This window comes from Pseudomonas sp. RL_15y_Pfl2_60, assembly GCF_963970595.1.
Lineage (GTDB): Bacteria > Pseudomonadota > Gammaproteobacteria > Pseudomonadales > Pseudomonadaceae > Aquipseudomonas.
On the sequence record NZ_CAXAOE010000001.1, the window covers coordinates 516682 to 543189 of the forward strand.

Annotated in this window: 28 protein-coding genes; 8 read left to right on the forward strand and 20 right to left on the reverse strand. The window is 55.1% G+C overall.

Translation table 11 applies throughout. From position 1 onward, the window contains the following. Positions 1-100: 100 nt before the first annotated feature. A complete protein-coding gene (locus AACY26_RS02470; protein ID WP_339510645.1) occupies positions 101-1027 on the forward strand; it encodes a LysR family transcriptional regulator in 927 nt (308 codons plus the stop codon). A 26-nt stretch (positions 1028-1053) separates the two neighbouring features. Here the strand turns inward: AACY26_RS02470 and AACY26_RS02475 are convergent, their stop codons facing one another. Together AACY26_RS02475 and erdR are read right to left on the reverse strand one after the other, a co-directional pair. Then, positions 1054-1419: a diacylglycerol kinase gene (locus tag AACY26_RS02475; RefSeq protein ID WP_339510647.1), complete on the reverse strand. Its 366-nt coding sequence runs from the start codon at positions 1417-1419 to the stop codon at positions 1054-1056. 119 nt (positions 1420-1538) lie between these two features. Then, positions 1539-2198: a response regulator transcription factor ErdR gene (erdR, locus tag AACY26_RS02480; protein ID WP_339510649.1), complete on the reverse strand. Its 660-nt coding sequence runs from the start codon at positions 2196-2198 to the stop codon at positions 1539-1541. Positions 2199-2394: 196 nt separating this feature from the next. Here erdR and AACY26_RS02485 point away from each other — a divergent pair, with 196 nt between their 5' ends. Continuing rightward, positions 2395-3297 carry a DMT family transporter gene (locus tag AACY26_RS02485; protein ID WP_339510651.1) on the forward strand — a complete coding sequence of 301 codons (903 nt, stop codon included), beginning with the start codon at positions 2395-2397 and terminating at the stop codon, positions 3295-3297. Positions 3298-3327: 30 nt separating this feature from the next. Here AACY26_RS02485 and AACY26_RS02490 read toward each other — a convergent pair whose 3' ends face one another. After that, positions 3328-4041 (reverse strand): tRNA-uridine aminocarboxypropyltransferase, encoded by a 714-nt coding sequence (locus AACY26_RS02490; RefSeq protein ID WP_339510653.1) that lies wholly within the window; start codon positions 4039-4041, stop codon positions 3328-3330. A 231-nt stretch (positions 4042-4272) separates the two neighbouring features. On the opposite strand from AACY26_RS02490, the gene AACY26_RS02495 reads away from it, so the two are divergent. Then, positions 4273-4671, forward strand: a complete 399-nt coding sequence (locus AACY26_RS02495; protein ID WP_339510655.1) for a quorum-sensing-regulated virulence factor family protein — start codon at positions 4273-4275, stop codon at positions 4669-4671. A gap of 280 nt (positions 4672-4951) precedes the next feature. After that, positions 4952-6028 carry an LOG family protein gene (locus tag AACY26_RS02500; protein WP_339510657.1) on the forward strand — a complete coding sequence of 359 codons (1077 nt, stop codon included), beginning with the start codon at positions 4952-4954 and terminating at the stop codon, positions 6026-6028. Positions 6029-6037: 9 nt separating this feature from the next. Here AACY26_RS02500 and recX read toward each other — a convergent pair whose 3' ends face one another. From recX to AACY26_RS02515, 3 genes are all read right to left on the reverse strand, one after another. Then, a complete protein-coding gene (gene recX / locus AACY26_RS02505; RefSeq protein WP_339510659.1) occupies positions 6038-6502 on the reverse strand; it encodes a recombination regulator RecX in 465 nt (154 codons plus the stop codon). Between the two features lie 3 nt (positions 6503-6505). Then, positions 6506-7549 (reverse strand): recombinase RecA, encoded by a 1044-nt coding sequence (gene recA / locus AACY26_RS02510; protein ID WP_339510661.1) that lies wholly within the window; start codon positions 7547-7549, stop codon positions 6506-6508. 86 nt (positions 7550-7635) lie between these two features. Then, positions 7636-8148 carry a CinA family protein gene (locus AACY26_RS02515; protein ID WP_339510663.1) on the reverse strand — a complete coding sequence of 171 codons (513 nt, stop codon included), beginning with the start codon at positions 8146-8148 and terminating at the stop codon, positions 7636-7638. A 78-nt stretch (positions 8149-8226) separates the two neighbouring features. Here AACY26_RS02515 and mutS point away from each other — a divergent pair, with 78 nt between their 5' ends. Continuing rightward, a complete protein-coding gene (gene mutS, locus AACY26_RS02520; RefSeq protein WP_339510665.1) occupies positions 8227-10800 on the forward strand; it encodes a DNA mismatch repair protein MutS in 2574 nt (857 codons plus the stop codon). A gap of 138 nt (positions 10801-10938) precedes the next feature. Further along, entirely contained in the window at positions 10939-11262 is a 324-nt protein-coding gene (fdxA, locus tag AACY26_RS02525; protein ID WP_010486824.1) for a ferredoxin FdxA, read from the forward strand. 455 nt (positions 11263-11717) lie between these two features. On the opposite strand, the gene rpoS is transcribed toward fdxA, so the two are convergent. The 9 genes from rpoS to AACY26_RS02570 all read right to left on the reverse strand — a co-directional run bounded on the left by rpoS (position 11718) and on the right by AACY26_RS02570 (position 19846). Beyond that, positions 11718-12728, reverse strand: coding sequence for an RNA polymerase sigma factor RpoS (gene rpoS / locus AACY26_RS02530; protein ID WP_339510668.1), 1011 nt, complete (start codon positions 12726-12728; stop codon positions 11718-11720). A gap of 106 nt (positions 12729-12834) precedes the next feature. Next, positions 12835-13665, reverse strand: a complete 831-nt coding sequence (locus tag AACY26_RS02535) for a peptidoglycan DD-metalloendopeptidase family protein (RefSeq protein ID WP_339510670.1) — start codon at positions 13663-13665, stop codon at positions 12835-12837. A gap of 48 nt (positions 13666-13713) precedes the next feature. Then, entirely contained in the window at positions 13714-14652 is a 939-nt protein-coding gene (locus tag AACY26_RS02540) for a DUF368 domain-containing protein (protein ID WP_339510672.1), read from the reverse strand. A 19-nt stretch (positions 14653-14671) separates the two neighbouring features. Beyond that, entirely contained in the window at positions 14672-15307 is a 636-nt protein-coding gene (locus tag AACY26_RS02545) for a protein-L-isoaspartate(D-aspartate) O-methyltransferase (RefSeq protein WP_339511690.1), read from the reverse strand. Between the two features lie 41 nt (positions 15308-15348). Then, positions 15349-16098 carry a 5'/3'-nucleotidase SurE gene (surE, locus tag AACY26_RS02550; RefSeq protein WP_339510674.1) on the reverse strand — a complete coding sequence of 250 codons (750 nt, stop codon included), beginning with the start codon at positions 16096-16098 and terminating at the stop codon, positions 15349-15351. Beyond that, on the reverse strand, positions 16086-17144 hold the full coding sequence (truD, locus tag AACY26_RS02555; protein ID WP_339510676.1) for a tRNA pseudouridine(13) synthase TruD: 1059 nt from the start codon (positions 17142-17144) through the stop codon (positions 16086-16088). The genes surE and truD overlap by 13 nt, the downstream gene beginning before the upstream one ends. Further along, positions 17141-17614 (reverse strand): 2-C-methyl-D-erythritol 2,4-cyclodiphosphate synthase, encoded by a 474-nt coding sequence (ispF, locus tag AACY26_RS02560; protein WP_339511692.1) that lies wholly within the window; start codon positions 17612-17614, stop codon positions 17141-17143. The genes truD and ispF overlap by 4 nt, the downstream gene beginning before the upstream one ends. Before the next feature lie 120 nt (positions 17615-17734). After that, entirely contained in the window at positions 17735-18586 is an 852-nt protein-coding gene (fghA, locus tag AACY26_RS02565) for an S-formylglutathione hydrolase (protein WP_339510678.1), read from the reverse strand. Positions 18587-18733: 147 nt separating this feature from the next. Beyond that, the gene (locus AACY26_RS02570) at positions 18734-19846 is read right to left on the reverse strand and encodes an S-(hydroxymethyl)glutathione dehydrogenase/class III alcohol dehydrogenase (protein ID WP_339510680.1); all 1113 of its coding nucleotides are present in this window, start codon (positions 19844-19846) and stop codon (positions 18734-18736) included. A 155-nt stretch (positions 19847-20001) separates the two neighbouring features. Here AACY26_RS02570 and AACY26_RS02575 point away from each other — a divergent pair, with 155 nt between their 5' ends. After that, the gene (locus AACY26_RS02575) at positions 20002-20892 is read left to right on the forward strand and encodes a LysR substrate-binding domain-containing protein (protein WP_339510682.1); all 891 of its coding nucleotides are present in this window, start codon (positions 20002-20004) and stop codon (positions 20890-20892) included. Positions 20893-20988: 96 nt separating this feature from the next. Then, on the forward strand, positions 20989-21303 hold the full coding sequence (locus AACY26_RS02580; RefSeq protein WP_339510684.1) for an HPF/RaiA family ribosome-associated protein: 315 nt from the start codon (positions 20989-20991) through the stop codon (positions 21301-21303). Positions 21304-21386: 83 nt separating this feature from the next. On the opposite strand, the gene ispD is transcribed toward AACY26_RS02580, so the two are convergent. From ispD to AACY26_RS02605, 5 genes are all read right to left on the reverse strand, one after another. After that, a complete protein-coding gene (ispD, locus tag AACY26_RS02585; protein WP_339510686.1) occupies positions 21387-22097 on the reverse strand; it encodes a 2-C-methyl-D-erythritol 4-phosphate cytidylyltransferase in 711 nt (236 codons plus the stop codon). A gap of 18 nt (positions 22098-22115) precedes the next feature. Next, positions 22116-22394, reverse strand: coding sequence for a cell division protein FtsB (gene ftsB / locus AACY26_RS02590; RefSeq protein ID WP_339510688.1), 279 nt, complete (start codon positions 22392-22394; stop codon positions 22116-22118). Positions 22395-22460: 66 nt separating this feature from the next. Continuing rightward, positions 22461-23750, reverse strand: a complete 1290-nt coding sequence (gene eno / locus AACY26_RS02595; RefSeq protein WP_339510690.1) for a phosphopyruvate hydratase — start codon at positions 23748-23750, stop codon at positions 22461-22463. 205 nt (positions 23751-23955) lie between these two features. Beyond that, complete coding sequence (kdsA, locus tag AACY26_RS02600) at positions 23956-24801, reverse strand: 3-deoxy-8-phosphooctulonate synthase (RefSeq protein ID WP_010486794.1); 846 nt, start codon at positions 24799-24801, stop codon at positions 23956-23958. A 3-nt stretch (positions 24802-24804) separates the two neighbouring features. Then, positions 24805-26436, reverse strand: a complete 1632-nt coding sequence (locus AACY26_RS02605) for a CTP synthase (protein WP_339510693.1) — start codon at positions 26434-26436, stop codon at positions 24805-24807. Positions 26437-26508: the final 72 nt, after the last annotated feature.

The window sequence follows — 26508 nt, forward strand, 5'->3', positions numbered from 1 at the left end:
AAAGTACGCGACCCACTGTGGGTAATTGCGCTGCATTCTAGAGGGGCGCAGAATATCTGTTAAGTGAATTATTAAGATATAGGTTATCGGTTATATAGATATGCGATTTACTCTTAGACAACTTCAAGTATTTGTGGCCGTCGCCCAGCAAGAAAGCGTGTCTCGTGCGGCCGAATCCCTGTCCCTGTCGCAGTCGGCCACCAGCACCTCGGTGACCGAGCTTGAGCGACAAACCGATTGCCAACTATTCGATCGCGCAGGCAAGCGCCTGACCCTCAATGCCTTGGGTCACCAGTTGCTGCCACAAGCGGTTGCACTGATCGACCAAACCAAAGAGATTGAACGCCTGCTGGCCGGCAAAAGCGGCTTTGGCACCCTGAATGTCGGCGCCACCCTGACCGTCGGTAATTACCTGGCGACCTTGTTGATTGGCAACTTCATGCAATTGCACCCCGAATGCCGGGTCAAGCTACAGGTTCACAACACCGCGCATGTGGTGCAGCAAGTGGCCCATTACGAGATGGATCTTGGCTTGATCGAGGGCGATTGCCAGCATCCGGACATTGAAGTTCAACCTTGGGTGGAGGATGAACTGGTGGTCTTTTGTGCACCGCAACACCCACTGGCCCAATATAAAGTTGCCAGCGTTGAGGCACTTAACCAGGAAGCCTGGATTCTTCGTGAACAAGGCTCCGGCACTCGCCTGACCTTTGACCAAGCCATGCGCCATCACCCTAATCCGCTAAATATTCGCTTGGAACTCGAACACACCGAGGCCATTAAACGAGCGGTTGAGTCAGGCCTGGGCATTGGTTGTATCTCACGCCTGGCTTTGCGCGACGCCTTTCGCCGCGGCAGCCTGGTGCCCATCGAAACGCCAGATCTCGACCTGCGGCGACAGTTCTACTTCATCTGGCACAAACAAAAGTATCAAACGGCGGCAATGCGCGCTTTTCTTGAGTTGTGCCAAACACTGACGGCCGGATTAAGGCGTAGCGATGAAATCGTTTTGCCAACCATTGCCTGAGAACGCCTCAATGGCAGTCACAAGCGCTAGCCCAGCAGGATGATCAACCAGACACTGCCAATCAAAGAGAGGGAAACAAACTGAGCAGCACTGCCCATGTCCTTAGCATTTTTCGACAGCGGGTGCAGATCCAGCGAGATACGATCAATCGCCGCTTCAACCGCAGAGTTGAGCAATTCCACAATCAACGCCAACAGGCACACCGCAACCATTAAGGCACGCTCGCCTTTGCTCACGTCAAAAACGAATGCCAGCGGAATCAACACCACATTAAGCAGCACCAACTGACGAAATGCAGCCTCACCTGTAAATGCAGCGCGCAGACCATCGAATGAATAGCCAGTCGCATTGAGGATGCGCTTAAGACCTGTCTGGCCTTTAAATGGAGACATAGTTAAATAACCACAAACTGAAAAAAGGACGGCAGGCTACGCCAAAACGTCGCTAAAAGTCTGGTTTTTTTCAGCTGCCAGGAGCGGCTTCAGCCCAATAGCTGAAGCAATTAGTCAATTCAAACCGTTGTAGCGTTAGGAATACTTTCAAGCTGCTGCAGCAAAAGCGCCGCTTGCGTACGCGTGCGCACACCTAGTTTGCGAAATATCGCAGTGACATGCGCCTTGACCGTTGCCTCTGAAACCCCCAATTCATAGGCGATCTGCTTGTTCAGAAGCCCTTCGCAGACCATGGTCAAGACCCGGAACTGCTGCGGCGTCAAACTGGAAAGCCCGGCACTTGCGGCTTTGGCTTCAGCCGATACGGCTTGCACATCAGCACTGATTTCTGGCCACCAGGTATCACCATCCAGAACCTGACGAACAGCTTGCTGGATGGTTTCCAGCGAACTCGACTTAGGAATGAACCCGCTAGCCCCGAACTCTTTTGAGCGCAGCACAATCGCAGACTCTTCCTGTGCGGAAATCATCACCACCGGTATCTGTGGATATTGCCCACGTAGCAATACCAGCCCGGAAAAACCATAGGCCCCCGGCATATTGAGATCGAGCAAGACCAAGTCCCAATCTGGTTTCTCAGTCAAACGGCTTTCCAACTCAGCAATGCTTGCCGCCTCTACCAACCGCACACCCGGCCCTAACCCCTGGGTTAATGCTTGCTGCAATGCACTGCGAAACAATGGATGGTCATCAGCGATCAGGATTTCGTAAACAGCCATGGCAGATCCCGTTATTGTTATGGGGGCTACATAAGAGTTAGTTCAAAGCTTTCAACTCAACACTTTAGCAACCCATACACTAGGTGCGAACCTCAAATGCGCCTGAGGCGGCGCCCAGCATGCCCAGCGAAGACGGGGTGGTCAAGCGCAATACTTTCCGGCAAAGTCTGCGCCTTTCTAATCCATGAGCTTTTTTATGCGAAGCCAAGCCCTGCGCGCCGATCTTTTGATGCTAGTCACTGCCATGATTTGGGGCTCAGCATTTGTTGCACAGCGCTTAGGCATGGACTCCATCGGGCCATTTCTTTATAGCGGCTTACGCTTCTCCCTGGCGGCAGTCGTGCTACTGGCCATACTGCCACTGCTCAGCCGCAACAAGGCTGCTAGCAAACCGGCTGTGGATAAAAGTCTATTATCCGGCGGCGCGATCATGGGTGTGGCGCTGGCGGTCGGCATCAATCTACAGCAGGTCGGCCTGCTGTTCACCAGCGTGACTAACTCGGGCTTCATCACCGGCCTTTACGTGATTATCGTGCCCATACTCGGCCTATTTATTGGCCAACGCAGCGGCATGGGTATCTGGCTGGGCGCAAGCCTGGCCGTGATTGGCATGTTTCTGCTCAGCGTAGGTGAAGGCTTTACAGTGGCTTCGGGTGACTGGCTACAGCTGGCCGGGGCCTTCGTCTGGGGCCTGCATGTGCTGCTGGTCGGTTTCTTTGCGACCCGCCATGATCCGCTGCGCCTGGCGGTCATTCAATTTATCACCTGCGCGGCAATCAGCATGGTCCTGGCGCTGATCTTCGAGCCATTTGCGCTAGACGCCATCGCCGCAGCAGCTCCAGCGATCATCTACGGTGGCATATTCGGTGTCGCCATTGGTTTCACCCTGCAAGTGGTCGCCCAAAAGCATGCGATTGCCTCCCACGCGGCAATCATTCTTTCACTGGAAGCTGTATTCGCAGCGATTGCAGGTGCCATCCTGCTCAACGAGACGCTCCACCTACGCGGCTACATCGGTTGCACATTGATGTTTGCCGGCATGCTCCTGGCACAGCTCTGGCCCCACAAGCCGGAAGTGAGCGCCGCAAACAGGGTATAACCGTTAAGCGACCGCTTAACGGCTGCAATGCTATTCCAGAAACGGCAGCAATCGACGATGCACAGGGTCAGCCAGATCGACAGCCCGAGGCGCCTTGGCCGCCAGGTAATGCTGACTGAACACATCGAAGTAAGCATTCAAGCCATCGGCGGCCCGTTGGTCCCCCGCCAATTCAAGGCACAAGGCCGCGACTTCTGCAGTACAGAGTTGCTCGTTACGAGTTGAACGGCGCAGGTGATAACGCGATAGGCGCTCCGGCGACAGGCTCAACACCGGTAGATGATCCAGGTAAGGACTTTTGCGGAACATCTTGCGCGCCTCGGTCCAGGTCGCATCAAGCAGCACGAACAACGGACGCTTGCCAGGCGCGACATTAACCTCGCTCACAACACGTTCAGGTGCAACGTACTCACCCGGAAACACAAGGTACGGCTGCCACTGTGGATCATTGAGCAACGCAGGCAAGGCCGGATCTACCTCAGTCCGCAGCCAACCAAAAGCACTGGTTTGAGCAACCACGTCCGCGATAAGCCAGCCGGTATTGCTCGGTTTAAGCACTTCCACGTCATGCATGATCAGGCACATGGCTGATTGCGCTTCAATGCGTGGGCGCCAGGCACATAAACAATGAGTCTGGGCAATTCGGCATTGATCGCAGCGCACGGCTTTGCAGCCCCGCGCCAGAAAAGGTTTTTCACTGCGTGCTAGACGCTTGTCTCGCAAACGCGCGACTGCATGGGTCATGGGCGCTGACCACGGTAAGAAAAGCTTGGCATATTCAGTCCTGAATTAATCGGCGCGCAGTCTAGCAAATCTGGGTTGTTTGAGCGCTGCAAGCCGTCTTCAAGCAAAGCTGTGCGACTAATTTTGCCCATCGCTAAGGTACAACCCTGCCTTTGAGCGTTATCATAGGCACCAGCTGAACCTCTGCGGGTGCTTACCTGTCGAAGGATTGAAATGACTGTGGAGACTTGGATGTTACGCCTAACTGCTCTTACCCTGGCTCTGAGCCTACCCTTTGCCGCCCATGCTTCCTCGCTGAAAGAATACGAGCTGACCAAGATGCTACAAAGCGTCGCTCAGCAAAGCAGCGTCGGCACACCCCGCGCCATCAACGCGGATATTCTCGATCAAGGCTACACGGTCGAAGGCCATACCCTGATCAACCACCTCAGCGTGCAGCCACGCCATGCGGCGCAAATGCGCAACAACCTCGACGCAGTGCGCTCCCAACTGGGCAAAAGTGTCTGCAGCAATGGCGGTTTCCACAAATTACTCAGCGAAGGCGCCGAATTGCGCTACGAATTCACTGAGTACAAAACCAACAAGCCGATTGTTCGCGAGACCTTTGACAAGGGCGACTGCGGCCAATAAGTCATTTGGGCGACCCCTGGAAGCTACTGCGCTAGATATTACCGGGGCAGCTCTACCGCAGCCCCGAATGGGTGAGCAACGCGGATCAGACGCTCACTTACAGCACCTAAAGCCAACGCCCCGGCCACGCCGCCCGTTATTGCGCTGATTTTCAGCCCCTAACTGCAGCAACAGCCCAGCGTGCTGGTTTCAATGGTTACTGCAAGCCAAGACAGCTGCCAGCATTTGCTCATGGCACAAGTCTATTGTTAGCTTCATTGACGGGCCTGGGAGACAGAGCATGCCTTATGACACGGATGACTATCTAAGCCGACACTTTCAAGCCAGCGGCATTGATCTTCGCAGTAAAGTTGATGAGCTGACGTCGCTGATCGCCCCCGCCAACAGCCCCAACATCGAGCTGTACCAGGAAATGCTGATTACGGTTATTCGCATGGGCCAGGCAGACCGCAATCGCTGGGATGCCAAGATCATGCTGCAGACCTTACGTGAGATGGAGCATGCCTTTTGCGTGCTTGAGCAGTTCAAGCGCCGGCGTAAAGTCACGGTCTTTGGCTCAGCGCGCACCCCGGCCGATCACCCGATTTACCAACTTGGCCGTGAACTCGGTGCCCGGCTTGCTAGTCATGACCTGATGGTTGTGACCGGCGCTGGCGGCGGCATCATGGCGGCAGCGCACGAAGGTGCCGGACTCGACAATAGCCTGGGCTTCAATATCACCCTGCCCTTCGAGCAAAGCGCCAATGCCACTGTAAGCGACTCAGCCCACCTCCTGTCCTTCCACTTCTTCTTTTTGCGCAAACTGTTTTTCGTCAAGGAGGCCGACGCGCTCGTACTTTGCCCTGGTGGTTTCGGCACCCTGGATGAAGCAATCGAAGTATTGACCCTGATACAAACGGGTAAAAGCCCGCTGGTGCCGGTGGTGTTGCTTGACCAGCCTGGTGGTAGATTCTGGAAAGAGGCCTTGCAGTTCATCGAGCGACAACTCAAAGACAGCGGCTATATCCTTGCCAGCGACCTGAACTTGATGACCTTGGTCTACAGCGCCGATGATGCTGTTGCGCAAATTACCCAGTTTTACAGCAACTACAACTCCAGTCGCTGGTTAAACAAGCTGTTCATCATCCGTCTCAATCACTCACTCAATGCCCCTGCGCTAACCGCAATACGCAGCACCTTCGCTGACATCTGCAAGACGGGTGATTTTCAACTACAGGACAAAGCGGAGGACGGTCAGGATACAGCCGAGCTGGCACATTTGCCGCGCGTGACCTTCAATTTCAATGGACGTAATCACGGACGCCTTCGCGAGCTGCTTGATTTCATCAACCTGCGTGAAAACTGGCTTGGCGAGTAACCTCCGCTGCTAACTGCTGAGCCTGCCGCGCAACAACTCGCTGATAAGCTCCATCGGATACCCCCGGTAGCTCAGAAAACGGTGTTGTTTGGCTCGTTCACGCATATCCTGCGGTAACTTCCCGGCATACTTGCGCTGCCAGACCTCGAGCAGCTGCTCTGCCCAGTCAAGACCGCTGTCGGCCAGTGCCTGCTCAATCTCAGCACGCACCAAACCACGTTGTGTCAGCTCTTCTCGTATGCGTACAGGCCCGTAGCCCGAGCGGGCACGGTAGCGGATAAAACTTTCCAGATAGCGCGCTTCAGACAACAAGCCCTCTTCCGTCAACCGGTCGAGGGCTGGGTCGATCAAATCATCTGTTGCGCCGCGCTGGCGCAACTTGCGTACCAACTCCATACGTCCGTGCTCGCGACGCGCCAGCAAATCCATTGCGGCGCGCCTCACGGCTGTAGGGTTGTCGAGCATGGTGCTCAACCCTTAAGCATCAACTTCAGCATCAACCGGCGCTTCAGCACTCGCCTTGGCAGGCGTTACTGGGACCAGCAGCTTTTCACGGATCAAGCCTTCAACAGTGCGGGCAACTTCTGGATTGTCTTCCAGGTACTTGGCCGAGTTGGCCTTGCCCTGACCAATCTTGCTGCCTTGGTAGCTGTACCAAGCGCCAGATTTTTCCAGGAAGCCATGCAGCACGCCAAGGTCGATGATTTCGCCATTACGGTAGATGCCCTTACCATAGAGAATCTGGAACTCAGCTTGACGGAATGGCGGGGCAACCTTGTTCTTAACCACTTTCACGCGGGTTTCGCTGCCGACAACTTCGTCGCCCTCTTTAACCGCGCCAGTACGGCGAATATCCAGACGTACCGAAGCATAGAACTTCAATGCGTTACCACCTGTGGTGGTTTCCGGGCTGCCGAACATCACACCGATCTTCATGCGGATCTGGTTAATGAAGATCACCAGGCAATTGGCGTTTTTGATATTACCGGTGATTTTACGCAGCGCTTGTGACATCAAACGGGCTTGCAAGCCAACGTGCATGTCACCCATTTCGCCTTCGATTTCAGCCTTTGGCACCAGCGCTGCCACCGAGTCGACCACGATGACGTCGATGGCGTTTGAGCGCACCAACATATCGGTGATTTCCAATGCTTGTTCACCAGTATCTGGCTGCGAAACCAGCAGATCGTCAACGTTGACCCCAAGCTTGCCTGCGTATTCAGGATCAAGCGCGTGCTCGGCATCGACGAATGCACAGGTAGCACCGAGCTTTTGTGCTTCAGCAATAACTGACAAGGTCAGGGTGGTTTTACCGGAGGATTCCGGACCGTAAATTTCGACGATACGACCTTTTGGCAAACCGCCAATACCCAGCGCGATATCCAAGCCCAAAGAACCGGTCGAGATGGCCGGGATAGCCTGACGATCGTGATCGCCCATGCGCATCACTGCGCCTTTACCAAACTGCTTTTCAATCTGGCCAAGGGCAGCAGCCAGAGCGCGCTTCTTATTCTCGTCCATTGAAGTCCTCACGTGATCAAGAGGGCCTGACGGCCGCCAACAACTGTATAAGTAGCCAGTATTATTCCATAGCCTTGGCCGCCCGCCTACCCCAGAGTTGGATTTTCTTTTTCGACCAGGCGTATCAGCCCCTCTAGCGCGGCAATAACCGTTTGTCGGCGGACATTTTGGCGATCACCGGTAAACTCTTTGCGCAGGCTATACAGCTGCTCAGAGTCGCCCCAGGCCAGCCAGACAGTGCCAACAGGCTTGTCCTTTGTGCCACCATCAGGTCCAGCCACGCCACTGACAGCTACGGCATAGCGCGCGCCACTTTGCGCTTGCGCACCGCGCACCATAGCCTCGACCACTTCGCGACTTACAGCACCCAAGAGTACAAAGAGCTCAGGGCCAACACCTAGTTGCTTGGTTTTCTGAGCATTGGAATAAGTCACGTAACCTGCCTCAAACCACGCAGAGCTACCAGGCACGCGGGTAATAGCCTCGGCAATACCGCCGCCGGTGCAGGATTCAGCCGTACTGACCTGAGCATGCAACTCGGTCAATTTGCGACCCAATTCAGTTGCCAGGCGGGTTATCTCAGATTGATTTGCTTGCATCTTCACTCCGGGGTTAAGGCGGACTAGGTTGATACCGTACACTAGGCGTTTTTACGATTCAGCCGGACAGTTAAAACGATGAGCCAAAGCGACCTCAGCGCCCACACCCCGATGATGCAGCAATATTGGAAGTTGAAGAACCAGCACCCTGACCAGCTGATGTTCTATCGCATGGGTGACTTCTATGAAATTTTCTATGAAGACGCAAAAAAGGCCGCCAAGCTGCTCGACATCACCCTGACTGCACGCGGTCAATCCGCCGGTCAGGCGATTCCTATGTGCGGCATTCCTTACCACGCCGCAGAAGGCTATCTGGCTAAGCTGGTCAAGCTTGGTGAGTCGGTGGTTATTTGCGAGCAGGTTGGCGACCCGGCGACCAGCAAAGGTCCGGTTGAACGCCAGGTCGTTCGTATCATCACTCCGGGCACCGTCAGTGATGAAGCGCTGCTTGATGAGCGTCGTGACAACCTGATTGCCGCGGTACTTGGCGATGAACGCCTATTTGGCCTTGCGGTGCTCGACATCACCAGCGGGCGCTTCAGTGTGCTGGAGATTAAAGGCTGGGAAAATCTGTTGGCAGAGCTTGAACGGCTCAATCCGGTTGAACTGCTGATCCCTGATGACTGGCCGCAAGACCTGCCCGCCGAAAAACGCAAAGGCGCCCGTCGCCGCGCACCCTGGGACTTTGAACGTGACTCTGCGCATAAGAGCCTGTGCCAGCAATTTGGCACCCAGGATCTCAAAGGCTTTGGTTGCGAGTCACTGACGCTGGCGATCGGGGCTGCCGGTTGTTTGCTCGCCTACGCCAAGGAAACCCAGCGTACTGCACTGCCGCACCTGCGCAGCCTGCGTCATGAGCGCCTCGATGACACTGTGATTCTCGATGGTGCCAGTCGGCGCAATCTTGAGCTTGATGTCAACCTGGCCGGCGGCCGTGAAAACACCCTGCAATCAGTGGTTGATCGCTGCCAGACCGCAATGGGCAGCCGTCTGCTCAGTCGTTGGTTGAACCGCCCGCTGCGTGATCGCAGCATCCTTGTGGCACGCCAGGAATCGATCACCTGCCTGCTTGAGCGTTACCGCTTTGAAACCCTGCAGCCACAGCTCAAGGAAATCGGTGACCTTGAGAGGATTCTCGCCCGTATCGGCCTGCGTAATGCGCGCCCACGCGATCTTGCCCGGTTGCGCGATGCATTAGCCGCCCTGCCTGAACTGCAAAGCGCCATGACAAAGCTGGAGTCGCCGCACCTGACGTCACTGGCGACAATCGTCAGCACCTATCCAGAACTGGCTGAACTGCTCGGCAAAGCAATTATCGATAATCCACCCGCAGTGATTCGCGATGGCGGCGTGCTCAAGACCGGTTACGACGCAGAACTCGACGAGTTGCAATCGCTGAGCGAAAACGCCGGCCAGTACCTGATGGACCTGGAAACCCGCGAAAAGGCCCGGACCGGCTTGGCCAATCTCAAGGTCGGTTACAACCGCGTACATGGCTACTTTATCGAGTTACCGAGCAAACAGGCGGAGTCGGCCCCTGCCGATTACATTCGCCGGCAAACCCTTAAAGGTGCAGAGCGCTTCATCACCCCTGAACTCAAGGAGTTCGAAGACAAAGCCCTATCCGCCAAGAGCCGGGCTCTTGCACGCGAGAAAGTACTGTACGAAGAGCTGCTCGAGCACCTGATCACCCAACTCTCGCCGCTGCAGGACAGCGCCTCGGCCCTGGCCGAGCTCGATGTACTGAGCAACCTGGCCGAGCGCGCACTAAACCTCAACCTAAGCTGCCCGCACTTTGTTGACGAGCCCTGCATGCGCATCAACCAAGGCCGTCATCCAGTGGTTGAGCAGGTGCTGACCAAGCCCTTCGTGGCCAACGACCTGAATCTTGATGACGAAACACGCATGCTGGTCATCACCGGCCCGAATATGGGCGGTAAATCGACTTATATGCGCCAGACAGCATTGATTGTCCTGCTCGCCCATATCGGCAGCTTTGTGCCTGCGGCAAGCTGCGAGCTGTCATTGGTTGACCGTATATTCACCCGTATTGGCTCCAGCGATGATCTCGCCGGGGGCCGCTCGACCTTCATGGTTGAAATGAGCGAGACCGCCAATATTCTGCACAACGCCACAGAGCAAAGCCTTGTCCTGATGGACGAGGTTGGTCGTGGTACCAGTACCTTTGACGGCCTGTCACTGGCATGGGCCGCCGCCGAACAGCTGGCTAAACTTCGTGCGTACACCCTGTTTGCCACACATTATTTCGAGCTGACCGTGCTGCCCGAAAGCGAACCGCTGGTGGCCAACGTCCATCTCAATGCAACCGAACATAACGAACGCATCGTGTTTCTACACCATGTGTTACCAGGCCCTGCAAGCCAGAGCTATGGTCTAGCGGTTGCACAGCTGGCGGGCGTACCCAATGCTGTAATCCTGCGCGCACGCGAGCACCTGGCGCGGCTCGAAACCACGAGTTTGCCCCATGAACCGCTGCGTACTGAGCCCGGCAAACCGGCTGCGCCGCATCAAAGTGATATGTTTGCAAGCCTTGCTCATCCACTGCTTGAAGAATTGTCTAAGATCAATCCGGATGATTTGAGCCCACGAAAAGCACTTGAACTGTTATATACATGGAAAACTCGAGTCTAACGCCCACGCCAACAAGCTGTTAGAATCCTGCGCGCTCGGAATAGCTATGTGCTAAAGCCTGGTACTGAAGTGAGCTTTTCGAGCCGAGAGACTGTTTATGAGGGCAGTTTCGCGCCGTAGCCTGAGGAGAGAATTAGAATGACCTTCGTCGTCACCGACAATTGCATCAAGTGCAAGTACACCGACTGTGTGGAAGTCTGTCCGGTGGACTGCTTCTACGAAGGCCCGAACTTCCTGGTCATTCACCCTGACGAGTGCATTGACTGTGCTCTGTGTGAACCAGAGTGCCCAGCGCAAGCCATCTTCTCTGAAGATGAGGTGCCTGAGGACATGCAGGAATATATCGAGCTGAATGCTGATCTGGCTGAAGTTTGGCCAAATATCACCGAGAAGAAAGAAGCGCTCGCTGATGCTGAAGAATGGGATGGTGTGAAAGACAAGCTTGAGCACCTGGAGCGCTAAGACTGCCTCTGCAGCCCATGAAAAACCCGCTTCGGCGGGTTTTTTATTGACTTGAGAATGACCCCGGCACAAATCGCAGGCGAAAAAAAGGGCGGTATGACCCGCCCATTTTGTCCCTATTCCCTTTGTCTCCTACTCATCATCCTGATGAAATCGCATCCCGCGATTGTCCTGGTCGCTGTCCCTAACAACCTGTGTTTATCCTTAAACACAACTTGATAATAAGGGATTTTCAAAGCTTCACAAGTACCTGAAGATCTTCGAAATAGCCGACAAGACCGTTGCAATAAAATAAAAAACGTTTTAATTCAACAACTTAAAAAATATCCTAACGCTCACCCCTACAAATAGCAGGGCAAATGACTGCATTAGCCTACACTGGGGTAAGCGATCTCCTACACGGCCAACATACAAAAAAACCGGCATGAGCCGGTTTTTTTGCAAGATTTCACAACTCACTGGAACAGAGAGTCACTCGACAATCCGTTTTTCTCGAGAATTTCACGCAGGCGCTTGAGCGCTTCAACCTGTATCTGCCTGACACGCTCACGGGTGAGGCCGATCTCTTGGCCAACCTCCTCCAGCGTGCAGTTCTCATGGCCACGCAGACCAAACCGCCTGACCACGACCTCGCGTTGCTTATCGGTCAACTCGCATAGCCACTGATCAATGCTCTGTGACAGGTCGTCATCCTGCAACAATTCGCATGGGTCGGTCGGGCGCTCGTCAGTCAGGGTATCGAGCAGCGTTTTGTCAGAGTCAGAGCCCAGCGAAACATCTACCGAAGACACCCGCTCGTTGAGCCCGAGCATGCGCTTGACCTCACTGACGGGCTTGTCGAGCAAGTTGGCGATTTCTTCAGCAGAGGGTTCGTGATCGAGCTTTTGGGTTAGCTCGCGCGCGGCGCGCAGGTAGACGTTGAGTTCTTTGACCACATGGATTGGAAGACGAATCGTACGCGTCTGATTCATGATTGCGCGTTCGATGGTCTGGCGAATCCACCAGGTCGCATAGGTTGAGAAGCGGAAACCACGCTCAGGGTCGAATTTTTCCACGGCGCGGATTAAACCGAGATTGCCTTCTTCAATTAAGTCGAGCAATGACAGGCCACGATTGACATAACGCCTGGCGATTTTAACAACCAGTCGCAAGTTGCTTTCAATCATGCGCTTGCGGCCAGCAGGATCGCCTTTTTGCGCCAGTCGGGCAAAAAACACTTCCTCCTCAGGACTGAGGAGCGGGGAAAAACCTATTTCATTCAGATACAGCTGCGTAGCATCTAATGCGCGCGTGTAATCAATGTACTTGTGCTGCTTGGGTGCCACTGTTTTCGCCTTGGCTCTGGACCGCTTTGGCGTCGTCTCAACATTTAAATCTGCCCCATCCCCCAAGACGACATCCGACTCCATGAGGAGTACATCATCGTCTACGTCAAACTCGGGCACTAGTTTTTTTTTGAGAGCCATTTCTTAATATCCCTTGCTGAGTTCGACAGCAAGCCCCGGTGCGACCCTCTCCCTGGAGACACCTGAGCCCGTCCCTCCTACGCAGGGGAAACAGGCAGACAATAAGTTATTGGCGTGGCAAAAATTGCAAAGGATCTACAGGCTTTCCCTGACGGCGAATTTCAAAATGTAGCTTCACGCGGTCAGTGCCCGTTGAACCCATTTCAGCAATTGCTTGCCCTGCTTTGACCTTTTGCCCCTCTTTCACCAAGAGCCTGCGGTTATGTCCGTAGGCACTTACGTAGGTACTGCTATGTTTGATGATCACCAACTCGCCGTAGCCCCGTAAACCACTTCCGGCGTAAACCACTGAGCCATCAGACGCAGCTAAAACAGGCTGGCCCAAATCTCCGGCGATATCAATGCCTTTATTCAAACTACCGTTTGAGGAAAATCGACCAATAACCAAACCTTTGGTAGGCCACGTCCAACCAGAGGATGTGCCACTCACCGATTGCACGGGTTTGGCGGCAACAGGAGGTTTCTTGGCCGCTGGCTTGGCCGCACTACTCGATGTTGTCGGACGAACGGTACGAGTAGACGAACTGGACTTGACCACTACAGAAGAAGGCTTCTTGCCATCAAAACGAATCGGCTGGCCGACTCTCAACAAATATGGTGCAGGGATACCGTTGCGGGCTGCCAGTTCTTTCCAGTCCCAGCCAAAACGAAAGGCAATGGAATACAGCGTATCGCCACGCCGGACCAGATACTGACCACTCGTAACATGAGGCTGCTTCGATGTGATGGGTACTGGGCGACCGTTGCGATCTAAAACCTGAACGCCGCCTGCAGGCGCGCTTGAACAGCCAGACAAGATCAACGATAGAACCAAACCACTCAACAGGCATCGAGTGTTGCTATTGCGAATGCACGCTTGAATGGCGTCGAAACTCACCTGTCTCTCCCTTACTGGCTATTAGCGCCTGACACTATTGTGCAGGATTTATTGATTTTGGTCAGAACTTAACTGCTGACGCCCTGCCAACCACTCCAGTCCCAGGACAAGCACAACCCCTAGCAAAGCTAAAAGTCCTGCGAGTAAGAGTTGAGGGTCTTGGCCGCTGACTTCGGCAAAACGTGCAGGCAGAAGATTAGCTTGCAGCAAGGGAACCTGTTGTCCATGACGGTCGGTAAACCAGGTTAATGTCTCCTTCCACGGCCATATCTTGTTCAGTGAGCCAAGCATCAAGCCGGTCAAGAAGGCCAGCGACAGGTCGCGGTAGAAGCGAAGAAGCCAACGCAGGAAGCCCGCAAAGCTGATCAAGCCAACAGCACAGCCCGAAGCAAATAGCGCCAGGACAGTGATATCCAAGGCCTTTACCGACCCCAATACAAAGCTGTACATCCCCAGCAGGAGCAAGATGAAACTCCCCGAGATACCAGGAAGAATCATTGCGCAGATGGCGATAGCCCCTGCCAGAAAGATGCTCAGCGGATCGGTATCAAGGTGCACCGGCGAAGCAACCGTAATCCAGTAGGCAAACCCAGCGCCCAGGGCAAAACTGAGGATACGGGTCCAGTTCCAACGACTGATCTCGCGCGAGACCATGTGCGCCGAAACCAGCACCAAGCCAAAAAAGAACGACCACACCGGAATGGGGTGCTGCTCCAGTAAGTAGGTAATCAACCGGGCCAGGCTGACGATACTGGTAAGAATGCCAGCAAAGAGCACCAGCAAGAATGTTGCATTGGCAGTCACCCAGGCTTCGCCGAAGCGGCCGCGAATTGCCAGCAACGCAGCACGCGGCATGCTGGAGATAGACTTTAATAGCTCGTCATATATACCGCTGATAAAAGCAATGGTGCCGCCCGACACGCCCGGGACAACATCCGCTGCGCCCATGGCCACGCCCTTGGCGTAGAGCAAAAAGTATTTTTTCATAAACCCGTCAGAGCAAATGCTAAGCCAGTGGTCCATTAAGCAAAGGCACAAAACGTACCGCATCAAGAATGTGCCGCGAATAACCTTGCTCATCACGAATGATCAACATCAGCTGCTGCACATCGCCGGTGCCAACTGGGATAACCAGTCGCCCGCCCACCGCAAGCTGATCCAGAAGTGCCTGTGGCACCTCAGAAGCTGCAGCTGTGACAATAATTCCGTTGTAAGGTGCCAGCGCTGGCCAACCTTCCCAACCGTCTCCCCAACGAAAGACCACATTGCGCAAGTTCAGTTCGACCAAGCGTTCCTTGGCGCGATCTTGCAGACCCTGAATACGCTCGACGCTAAACACCCGCTCGACCAGCTGCGAGAGTATGGCGGTCTGATAGCCTGAACCCGTGCCGATCTCCAGCACTTTATCCAGCGGTCCAGCTTCAAGCAGCAACTCGCTCATGCGCGCAACCATATAGGGTTGCGAAATGGTCTGGTTGTGGCCGATGGGCAACGAAGTGTCTTCATAGGCGCGATGAGAAAATGCCTCATCGACAAACATGTGGCGCGGCGTACGGCGAATAACCTCCAACACCTGGGCGTTGGACAATCCTTCTTCATAGAGACGCTGGATAAGTCGCTCACGGGTGCGTTGTGAGGTCATGCCAATGCCACGGCGGTTCATTTCATCTTGTTCGCGATTCATTAAACTAAGCTCTCCAGCCATGGTTGCAAGCTGTTAAAGCCATCCTGAAAAGTACGATCGAATTGTAATGGGGTGACAGATACATAGCCTTGCATCACCGCATGGAAGTCTGTGCCCTGGCCACCGTCCTCGGCATCGCCAGCCACTGCAATCCAGTAGCCGACCTTGCCGCGCGGATTAATCGCCTTGACTGGCGGCGCAGCACGACCGCGATGCCCCAGGCGAGTCACTTGAATGCCGCGAATATGCTCCAGGGGTAAATTGGGGATATTCACATTAAGTACAGTGCGCGGCGGTAGATCGAGGTGTTCATGCGCTTCGACCAGCTTGCGGGCGAAGTAAGCAGCTGTCGGCAGATTATCAGTATTGCGTGACAGCAAGGAGAAGGCGAATGCCGGGCGCGATAAGAAGCGCCCCTCAAGCGCCGCGGCGACCGTCCCCGAATAAAGCACATCATCACCCAGGTTGGCGCCCAGATTAATCCCGGAGACGACCAAGTCAGCCACCTCGGGAAGCAGCCCATTAAGGCCCAAGTGCACGCAATCAGTCGGCGTGCCATTAACGCTGATATAACCGTTATCCAGCGTGCAAGGATGCAGCGGACGGTCAAGCGTCAGCGAACTGCTGGCGCCGCTCTTGTCCTGATCCGGTGCAATCACCGTACAGTCGGCATAATCAGCTAACGCGGCATGTAGCGCGGCAACGCCCGGCGCCATGACCCCGTCATCGTTTGAAATTAGAATACGCATGGGTTGTCCGTATGCCCTGTCGGCAATAGATCGACAAGCTCGCGAACCAATACGGTAGCGAAGCATCCAGCCGGCAGGACGAATTCCAGTTGCAGAATGTCAGACTCGGGATAATGCCACGTAAGGCCCGCAATGGGGAGGCGCAGAATGCGACGTTCGTGCGCCATGTCCGCTTCTGCCAGCCACCAGGCCAAGTCTTTCTCGGTTTGGCCAATACGCTGTTCAAGCGCCTGAACCGCCCCCAAGGTTGGCGGCTCGCCCTGACCCCAGAGCGGACCGGTGGGATGCACATCAAGCGCTGCAAGCCGCGGGTCACTGCACTCAGCCTCGCCCGCCGGGAAAAAACTGCGGCTATCGGTAAACGCCAGCAAGTCACCGACCTGCGCCTTGTTCCAGGTGCCCTCACCCACGCGCGCAGCCAGGACCTGATTGAACAAGTAGCTGCGCGCCGCCGATAGCAGCCGCGAACGAAGATTACGCTGCACCGGGCGGTCTTTGCGCTCGGCATACTGGCAGGCATCAAACAGATTGCCGCCCTCAAAGCCGAAGCGCTGCAAGCCAAAATAGTTCGGAACGCCCTGCTCGCGCACAGCCTGCAAACGCGCATCAAGGGCTTCAGGGTCAGCGCTCAATTGGGTCAGGCGTAAAATAAAGCCATTTGCGGCATGCGCCCCGCGTTGCAATTTACGCTGGTGACGCACCTGCTTGAGGATGCTCAGGCTGGCGTCTTCTGCAGCGCTCAGGTCTGGATTTGCCTTGCCCGGCAGATGCAGGCTGAACCACTGCCTCGTCAACGCCTGGCGATCCTTCAGCCCGGCATAGCTGATCAGTTTGAGCTGGACACCCGCCGCCTTGGCCAGACGCCGGGCGGCTTCCTCGGTATTGAGGCCGCGCTTTTCAACCCAAAGCCATAAATGCTCACCATCACCGGCCAAGGGAATATCGAGCACTTCCTCAACCTGGAAGTCTTCGGCACTGGCCTTGAGCAGCGCAGTACCGCACGCCTGGCCATGGGCCTTGGGGCCCAGCAGTTCAAATTCGTTCATGGGCGAACCAGCAGGGCCACAGCATGCACTGCAATACCCTCTTCGCGACCGGTATAACCGAGTTTTTCAGTGGTAGTGGCTTTGACGTTGACCTGATCAAGATCAACCTCAAGGTCCGCAGCAATCAGGGTGCGCATCGCCTCGATATGCGGTGCCATCTTCGGCGCCTGGGCAACAATTGTGCAGTCGACATTGCCAACCAGCCAGCCTTTGGCAGCGATCAAGGCGTACACATGCCGTAACAACACCCGGCTGTCGGCACCTTTGAAGGTCGGATCGGTATCAGGGAAATGCTTGCCAATATCCCCCAGCGCCAAAGCGCCAAGCAACGCATCCGCCAGGGCGTGCAAAAGCACATCACCATCTGAATGGGCAACGAGGCCGAAACGATGAGGAATCTGGATACCGCCAAGGGTAATGAATTCGCCCTCGCCAAAGCGGTGCACATCAAAGCCGTGGCCAATACGCATGCTGCTACTCATATAAAAATCAGGCCCAATAAATATCAGGCCATGATTCTACAACGCTATGCTCCCGAACTGGGCATCGTTATGCGCTGCACAGAGGCCAAAACCCATGCAAAGCGCCGTTCAAGATGCTGCAGATAACGCAGCAGCGTGATGACGCAGGTGATCATCAATAAAGCTGGCGATGAAGTAGTAGCTATGGTCGTAGCCTGGTTGCAAGCGCAACTCCAACGGATGCCCCGCCGCTTGCGCTGCAGCTTGCAGTGCTTCTGGCTTTAACTGGTCAAGCAGGAAGTCGTCTCGGTCGCCTTGATCAACCAACATCGGCAGGCGCTCGGTGGCATCAGCCAACAATGCGCAGGCATCCCACTCACGCCAGCGTGAGCGCTCATCACCCAAATAGCGACTGAAGGCTTTTTCGCCCCAAGGGCAATTCATTGGGTTAGCGATGGGAGCAAATGCCGACACCGACTGATACCGCCCCGGATTGCGCAGCGCACAGATCAAAGCGCCATGCCCGCCCATGGAGTGACCGCTTATGCCACGTTTGTCAGTGACCGGGAAGTTGGCCTCAATCAAGGCGGGTAACTCTTGCACCACATAATCATGCATGCGGTAGTGACGCGCCCAGGGTTCTTGTGTTGCATTGAGGTAGAAGCCGGCACCCAGGCCGAAATCATATGCAGCATCCGGATCATCCGCCACACCCTCGCCACGCGGGCTGGTATCCGGGGCGACAATAATCAAGCCCAGTTCGGCAGCCAACTTATGCGCACCGGCCTTCTGCATGAAGTTTTCATCGGTGCAGGTCAGTCCCGACAACCAATACAGCACCGGCAACTTCGCATCCAGCTCAGCCTGGGGCGGCAGATAAACAGCAAAGGTCATGTCGCAGTTGAGCGTGCTTGATCTGTGACGGTAACGTTTATGCCAGCCACCACTGCTCTTCTGGCAGGAAATATTTTCCAGACTCATCAGTCCACTCCTCAACAGAGCGCTACTGGTCTATCCAACGATATTGACCGGGTAGCAGTCTGCGTGTTTGCTTGGAAAACTGCTGAAAAATGCACGCGAAAAGGGCTGCCTAGCAGCACCACTTCGCGCAGCCGTTCTTGCAGCGTTTTAGAAATTAATGACTGTGCGGATGCTTTTACCTTCATGCATCAGCTTGAAGGCTTCATTGATATCTTCAAGCGGCATATTGTGGGTGATGAAGGTATCCAGCGGGATCTCGCCCTTCTGCGCCTTTTCCACATAGCCTGGCAACTCAGTGCGACCTTTAACGCCACCGAATGCCGAACCACGCCAGACGCGACCGGTGACCAATTGAAATGGACGGGTTGAGATTTCCTGGCCGGCGCCAGCGACACCGATAATCACCGACTCACCCCAGCCTTTGTGCGCACACTCAAGGGCTGCACGCATCAGTTGAACATTGCCGACGCACTCAAAGGAGTAATCAACACCGCCATCGGTCATTTCGACGATGACTTCCTGGATCGGCTTGGCGAAGTCTTTGGGATTGATGAAATCGGTTGCGCCCAGTTCACGGGCGATATCGAACTTGCCTGGGTTGATGTCGATGGCAATGATGCGTGAAGCCTTGGCCATTTTCGCGCCAATAATCGCTGCCAAGCCAATACCGCCAAGCCCGAAGATGGCAACAGTTGCCCCCTCCTCGACTTTAGCGGTGTTAAGTACGGCGCCAATGCCGGTAGTGACACCGCAACCCAGCAGGCAGACTTTTTCCAGCGGTGCCTCTTTAGGGATTTTGGCCAGCGAGACTTCAGGCAACACCGTGTATTCAGAGAAGGTCGAGCAACCCATGTAGTGATAGACAGGCTCGCCATTGTAGGAGAAACGCGAGGTGCCATCGGGCATCAAGCCTTTGCCCTGGGTGGCGCGTACCGAGCTGCACAGGTTGGTCTTGCCTGAAGTGCAGAACTTACACACGCGGCACTCAGCGGTGTACAGCGGGATCACATGATCGCCGACTTCCAGCGAAGTCACGCCCTCGCCAACCGCTTCGACTATACCGCCGCCTTCATGCCCGAGAATGCACGGAAACACGCCTTCTGAGTCTTCGCCGGACAGGGTGTAAGCGTCGGTGTGGCAAACGCCAGAGGCGACAATACGCACCAACACTTCACCGGCTTTTGGCGGTGCAACATCGACTTCAACGATTTGCAGCGGTTGGTTCGGCGCAAAAGCTACGGCAGCACGTGACTTGATCATGGAAGGCCCTCCGGCAGATAAATTCAGTGCATCCAGTGTAGATCAGCGCTCATTTGGGAATAATCCACCTATTGGAAAAACATTATTGCTATACAGGGATAATCAAGGAATTTTCGGTAGAATCTGGCCATATTCACCCACGAGTGAGCGCGACCATGAACAGCTGGGAAGGCATTGATGAATTTGTGGCGGTTGCCGAGTGCGGGCAATTTACCGCGGCGGCAGATCGGCTCAGCCTCTCATCCTCGCAGGTCAGTCGCCAGGTCGCACGGCTTGAGGAGCGCCTGCAAACACGACTGTTTTACCGCAGCACGCGCAAGGTGGCCCTGACCGAGGCCGGGCAAACATTCCTGCAACACTGCCAGCGCTTGCTCGATGCCCGCGAAGAAGCCTTGCGCGTGGTCGGAGACCTCAACAGCCAACCCAAAGGCTTGCTGCGCATGACCTGTGCGGTTGCCTATGGCGAACGCTTTATCGTACCGCTGGTGACAGAATTCATGGTCCGTCACCCACAGCTGCGGGTTGATATTGAGTTGAGCAATCGTCAGTTGGACCTGGTCCATGAAAGCCTGGACATGGCTATTCGACTGGGTCGCCTACAGGACTCAAGCCTAGTGGCGGCTAAACTTGCGCCGCGCAAAATGTACCTGTGCGCCGCCCCCGATTACCTTAGGCGCTACGGGCGCCCGCACAGCCTTTCTGAACTCAGCCGACATAATTGCCTGATTGGCAGCTCCGACACCTGGAGTTTCAAAATCAACCAGCACGAGACCGCGCAGCGCGTCCAGGGTAACTGGCGCTGCAACAGTGGCCAGGCAGTGCTCGATGCAGCGCTACGCGGCTTAGGGCTTTGTCAGTTGCCGGACTACTACGTGCTGGAACATCTGCGCAGTGGCGCGCTGATATCCTTGCTGGAAAACCATCAGCCTCCAAACACCGCAGTCTGGGCGCTTTATCCGCAGCAGCGCCATCTTTCCCCCAAGGTCCGCCAACTGGTTGATTTCCTCAAAGACGGACTGGCCAAACGCCATGAATATGCTCAGTGACAGAATGTCACAGATTACCCGGGAACCGCTTTAACCTCTGCATCGTCGTAGCTATAAGGCTCTTATCCTGGCCTTGATCAATCAGAGGAAACGGTTATGCAAGTTCTGGTCAACAGTGACAAACATATTGAAGCCTCACTCGACTTAGTCACCAACGTACGCAGTCGTGTCGAACACAAGATCAAACGTTTCGAAGATCACCTGACTCGAATAGAAGCGCACCTGAGCGATGAAAATGCCCATAAAAGCGGTACTCAGGATAAGCGCTGCCAGATAGAGGCCAGAATGAAGGGCCGAGACCCGATTTCAGTCACCCATAACGCCGAATCACTGCACCAGGCAATAGATGGCGCTATCGACAAGCTAAGCACGGTACTGGACCGCAACGTGCGTAAAACCCGCGTCGCCTAGCCGGGCCAAAGGGTGGACGCCAGTTCTGCGTCCACCCTTTGAGCTAGCTTCAACATTGGCGGACAAGCTTCGGATTGACCGCCTTACTGACGGTCACGCCAGATGCGCGCCAGGTTATTAAGGTCTTCCTGGCGGGTAACCTTGATATTGTCGGCGCGCCCCTCAATCAATCGCGGCGACTGCCCCGCCCATTCCACAGCCGAGGCTTCGTCGGTAATGGCCACATCGGAAACCAGCGCCTCAGCCATTGCCCGGTGCAAAAAACCCAGGCGAAACATCTGTGGGGTATAGGCCTGCCAGATCACCGAGCGGTCAACCGTTTCCTTGACGCGCCCATCCGCGTTGGCACGCTTTAGGGTGTCGCGCGCAGGCACCGCCAGCAAGCCGCCCACGGGGTCATGAGCCAACTCGGCGAGCAGAAGATCAAGGTCTTCGCGGGCCAGATTGGGTCTTGCGGCGTCATGCACCAGCACCCAGTCGTGTTCATCTGCACCCAGATCCGCGAGGCGTAGCAAGGCATTTAGCACCGACTCAGCACGCTCATCACCGCCAACGGCCACCTCGATACGCGGATCATTCGCACAAGGCAACTGCGCCCAGAACGGGTCATCCTCGGCCAGACTGATAACCAGGCCTTTAAGCCGTGGATGATCAACAAAGCACGCCAAGGTGTGTTCAAGAATGGTTTTACCGGCCAGCGGCAGATATTGCTTGGGCCGATCAGCACGCATACGACTGCCAACACCGGCAGCCGGTATGATTGCCCAGAAAGCAGGAAGTTTTTGCAGGGTCATGAAAAGGTCTTCACGCAGTTATTCGGCCAACTGATAGAGCGTCTCGCCATCTTTGACCATGCCCAATTCGTGACGTGCCCGCTCCTCGACAGTTTCCATGCCTTTTTTCAATTCGCGCACTTCCGCCTCGAGCACACGATTGCGTTCAAGCAGGCGTTCATTCTCGCCTTGCTGACTGGCAATCTGATGCTTCAAGTCTGTCACCTGCGCCAAGCTGCCGTCACCGACCCAAAGCCGATACTGCAGACCAGCCAGTATTAAAATCAGAACCGGGAACAACCAATAGGCTTTACGCATAACAACCAGAAAATCCGTCCGAAAAAAAGGGCGACTTTCGCCGCCCTCCTTTTAACATGCTTATGCTTAACCGCGGAACTCTGCGATACCAAGATAAGCTGCTTTCCCGCCCAACTGCTCCTCAATACGCAGCAATTGGTTGTATTTGGACACTCGGTCCGAACGGCACAGTGAACCAGTCTTGATCTGGCCAGCCGAAGTACCCACAGCCAAATCGGCAATGGTTGAGTCTTCGGTTTCGCCGCTACGGTGCGAGATCACCGCCGTGTAACCAGCTGCTTTGGCCATCTGGATGGCTTCAAGCGTCTCGGTCAGCGAACCGATCTGGTTGAACTTGATCAGGATCGAGTTGCCGATGCCCTTGTCGATGCCTTCCTTGAGGATCTTGGTGTTGGTTACGAACAGGTCGTCACCCACCAACTGAACCTTGCTGCCGATCTTGTCGGTCAGTACTTTCCAGCCAGCCCAGTCGGACTCGTCCATACCGTCTTCGATCGAGATGATCGGATAACGCTCGGACAGGCCAGCCAGGTAATCAGCAAAGCCTTCGGCGTCGAAGACTTTGCCTTCGCCAGCCAGGTCATACTTGCCGTCTTTGTAGAACTCGCTCGAAGCGCAGTCCAGGGCCAAGGTGACGTCATCACCCAAGGTGTAACCAGCATTGGCGACGGCTTCAGCGATCGCTGACAGCGCGTCTTCGTTGGAGGCCAGGTTAGGTGCAAAACCACCTTCATCACCCACCGAAGTGCTCAGGCCACGCGCCTTGAGAACCGCTTTGAGGTGATGGAAGATTTCAGCGCCCATGCGCAGTGCTTCGGCGAAGTTTTTCGCGCCCACTGGCTGAACCATGAATTCCTGGATATCAACGTTGTTATCCGCGTGCTCGCCGCCATTGATGATGTTCATCATCGGCACAGGCATCGAGTACACGCCCGGCGTACCGTTAAGATCAGCAATGTGAGCGTATAGTGGAACACCTTTAGCTTGGGCGGCGGCTTTAGCAGCAGCCAGCGATACAGCCAGGACAGCGTTGGCGCCCAGTGAAGCCTTGTTCTCTGTGCCATCAAGCTCGATCATCGCGCGATCAAGAGCTTGCTGGTCAATTGCATCCTTGCCCAACAGCAGATCACGGATCGGGCCATTGATATTGGCAACAGCCTTCAATACGCCCTTGCCCAAGTAACGGCTCTTGTCGCCATCACGCAGTTCCAGCGCTTCGCGAGAACCGGTTGAAGCACCCGATGGCGCACAAGCGCTACCGACGATACCGCCTTCAAGGATCACATCAGCTTCTACAGTTGGGTTGCCACGTGAATCCAGAACCTCACGGCCTTTGATGTCGACAATCTTTGCCATTGCGTTAAGCACTCCAAAAATTAACTAAAGTGAATCTCCAGCATTGTTGCGTAACCCTTGTTACCAGCAATGCGATTAGAAATTCTCTAGAAAGCAACGCGAGCCTAGTTTTGCCCAGCAAACCAACACGGAGTGAGCTGATGCAATTTAGCTGACCGATCGGTCAGCTTATGCCCGGATTGCACTCTACCGGATAAGCGCCTTGTTAGGCAGTCTCAATCGGCGGAAAACTCTTTACCAGATCATCAAGCTGCTTGAGCTGGGTCAGGAACGGCTCCAACTTGTCCAGGCGCAAGGCACAAGGACCGTCGCACTTGGCGTTGTCTGGATCGGGGTGCGCCTCAAGGAACAGTCCGGCCAAGCCCTGGCTCATGCCTGCCTTGGCCAGATCGGTGACTTGTGCGCGCCGACCACCGGCAGAATCAGCACGACCGCCTGGCATCTGCAAGGCATGGGTCACGTCGAAGAATACCGGGTATTCAAACTGCTTCATGATGCCAAAGCCAAGCATGTCCACCACCAGGTTGTTGTAACCGAAGGAAGAACCACGCTCGCACAGGATCAGTTGATCATTACCCGCTTCAACACACTTGGCCAGAATATGCTGCATCTCTTGAGGAGCAAGAAACTGGGCCTTCTTGATGTTGATGATTGCGCCGGTCTTGGCCATGGCCACAACCAGATCTGTCTGGCGCGATAAAAACGCTGGCAGTTGAATGATGTCGCAGACATCGGCAACAGGTTGCGCCTGATGCGGCTCGTGCACATCAGTGATGACGGGTACGCCGAAGGTCTTTTTGATTTCCTCAAAGACCTTCATGCCCTCTTCCAAGCCAGGGCCACGGAAAGAGGTCACCGAAGAGCGGTTAGCCTTATCAAAGCTGGCTTTGAACACGTAGGGAATACCGAGCTTCTCGGTAACCCGCACATACTCTTCACATGCCTTCATCGCCAGGTCGCGCGATTCAATGACGTTGATGCCGCCGAAGAGCACAAACGGCTTGTCGTTAGCGATTTCGATATTGCCTACACGCACTATTTTCTGCGTCATGCATTAAGCCTTTTTGCTTTTGTGAGCCAGCGCAGCATTAACAAAACCACTGAACAATGGGTGGCCATCGCGCGGGGTCGAAGTGAATTCAGGGTGGAACTGGCACGCCACAAACCATGGATGATCAGGCGCTTCAACCACTTCAACCAAAGCGCCATCACCGGAACGACCGGTAACTTTCAAGCCTGCCTCGGTTAACTGCGGCAACAGGTTGTTGTTGACTTCATAACGGTGACGGTGACGTTCAACAATCACGTCCTTGCCGTAGCAGTCATATACGCCAGAACCGCTTAACAGCTGGCAATCCTGAGCGCCGAGGCGCATGGTGCCGCCCAGGTCAGAGGCTTCAGTCCGCTGTTCGGTTGCACCTGTAGCATCTTGCCATTCAGTGATCAAACCAACCACCGGGTGGGTGCTTGCAGAGTCAAACTCGGTGGAGTTGGCGTCTTTCCAGCCCAGCACATTACGTGCGAACTCGATAACCGCGACCTGCATGCCCAGGCAAATACCCAGATAAGGGATTTTGTTCTCACGGGCATAACGCACCGCTTCGATCTTGCCTTCAACACCGCGCAGACCAAAGCCGCCCGGCACCAGGATCGCATCAACACCTTCAAGCACGGAGGTGCCTTTGGTTTCGATCTCTTCAGAGTCGATATAGCGCAGGTTGACCTTGGTGCGGTTCTGGATGCCAGCATGGCTCATCGCTTCGATCAGCGACTTATAGGCATCCAACAGCTCCATGTACTTACCGACCATGGCGATATTGACTTCTTTTTCCGGGTTGAGCTTGGCATCGACCACGCGGTCCCACTCGGAAAGATCAGCACCGCCGCAATTGAGGCCAAAGCGCTCGACGACGAAATCATCAAGGCCTTGAGCATGCAGCACCGAAGGAATCTTGTAGATGGTGTCGACGTCTTCGAGCGAAATAACCGCGCGTTCTTCAACGTTGGTGAACAGCGCGATCTTGCGGCGCGAGGACACATCGATCGGATGGTCGGAGCGGCAAACCAGTACATCGGGCTGCAGGCCAATGGAACGCAGCTCCTTGACCGAATGCTGAGTAGGCTTGGTCTTGGTTTCACCAGCGGTGGCGATGTATGGCACCAGCGTCAGGTGCATCAACATGGCGCGCTTGGCGCCTACTTCAACGCGCAGCTGGCGGATGGCCTCAAGGAAAGGTTGCGACTCGATGTCACCAACAGTGCCACCGATTTCTACCATGGCCACATCAGCGTCACCCGCGCCCTTGATGATACGGCGCTTGATTTCGTCAGTGATGTGCGGGATCACCTGGATGGTAGCACCGAGGTAATCACCACGACGCTCACGACGCAGCACGTCTTCATAGACGCGACCGGTGGTGAAGTTGTTGTTCTGGGTCATGGTCGTGCGGATGAACCGCTCGTAGTGCCCCAGATCCAGGTCGGTTTCAGCGCCGTCGTGTGTGACAAACACTTCACCGTGCTGGAACGGGCTCATGGTGCCCGGATCAACGTTGATGTAGGGATCCAGCTTGAGCATCGTGACCTTCAGGCCCCGCGCCTCCAGGATAGCCGCCAGTGAAGCCGAGGCGATGCCCTTCCCCAAAGAAGAAACAACACCACCCGTGACGAAAATGTAGCGCGTCATGAAAAATCCTAGAAATCAGCGTTTAAGCGGTCAGCGCCGCCGGGGAAAGCGAAGGAAATGTAAAGCAACCGG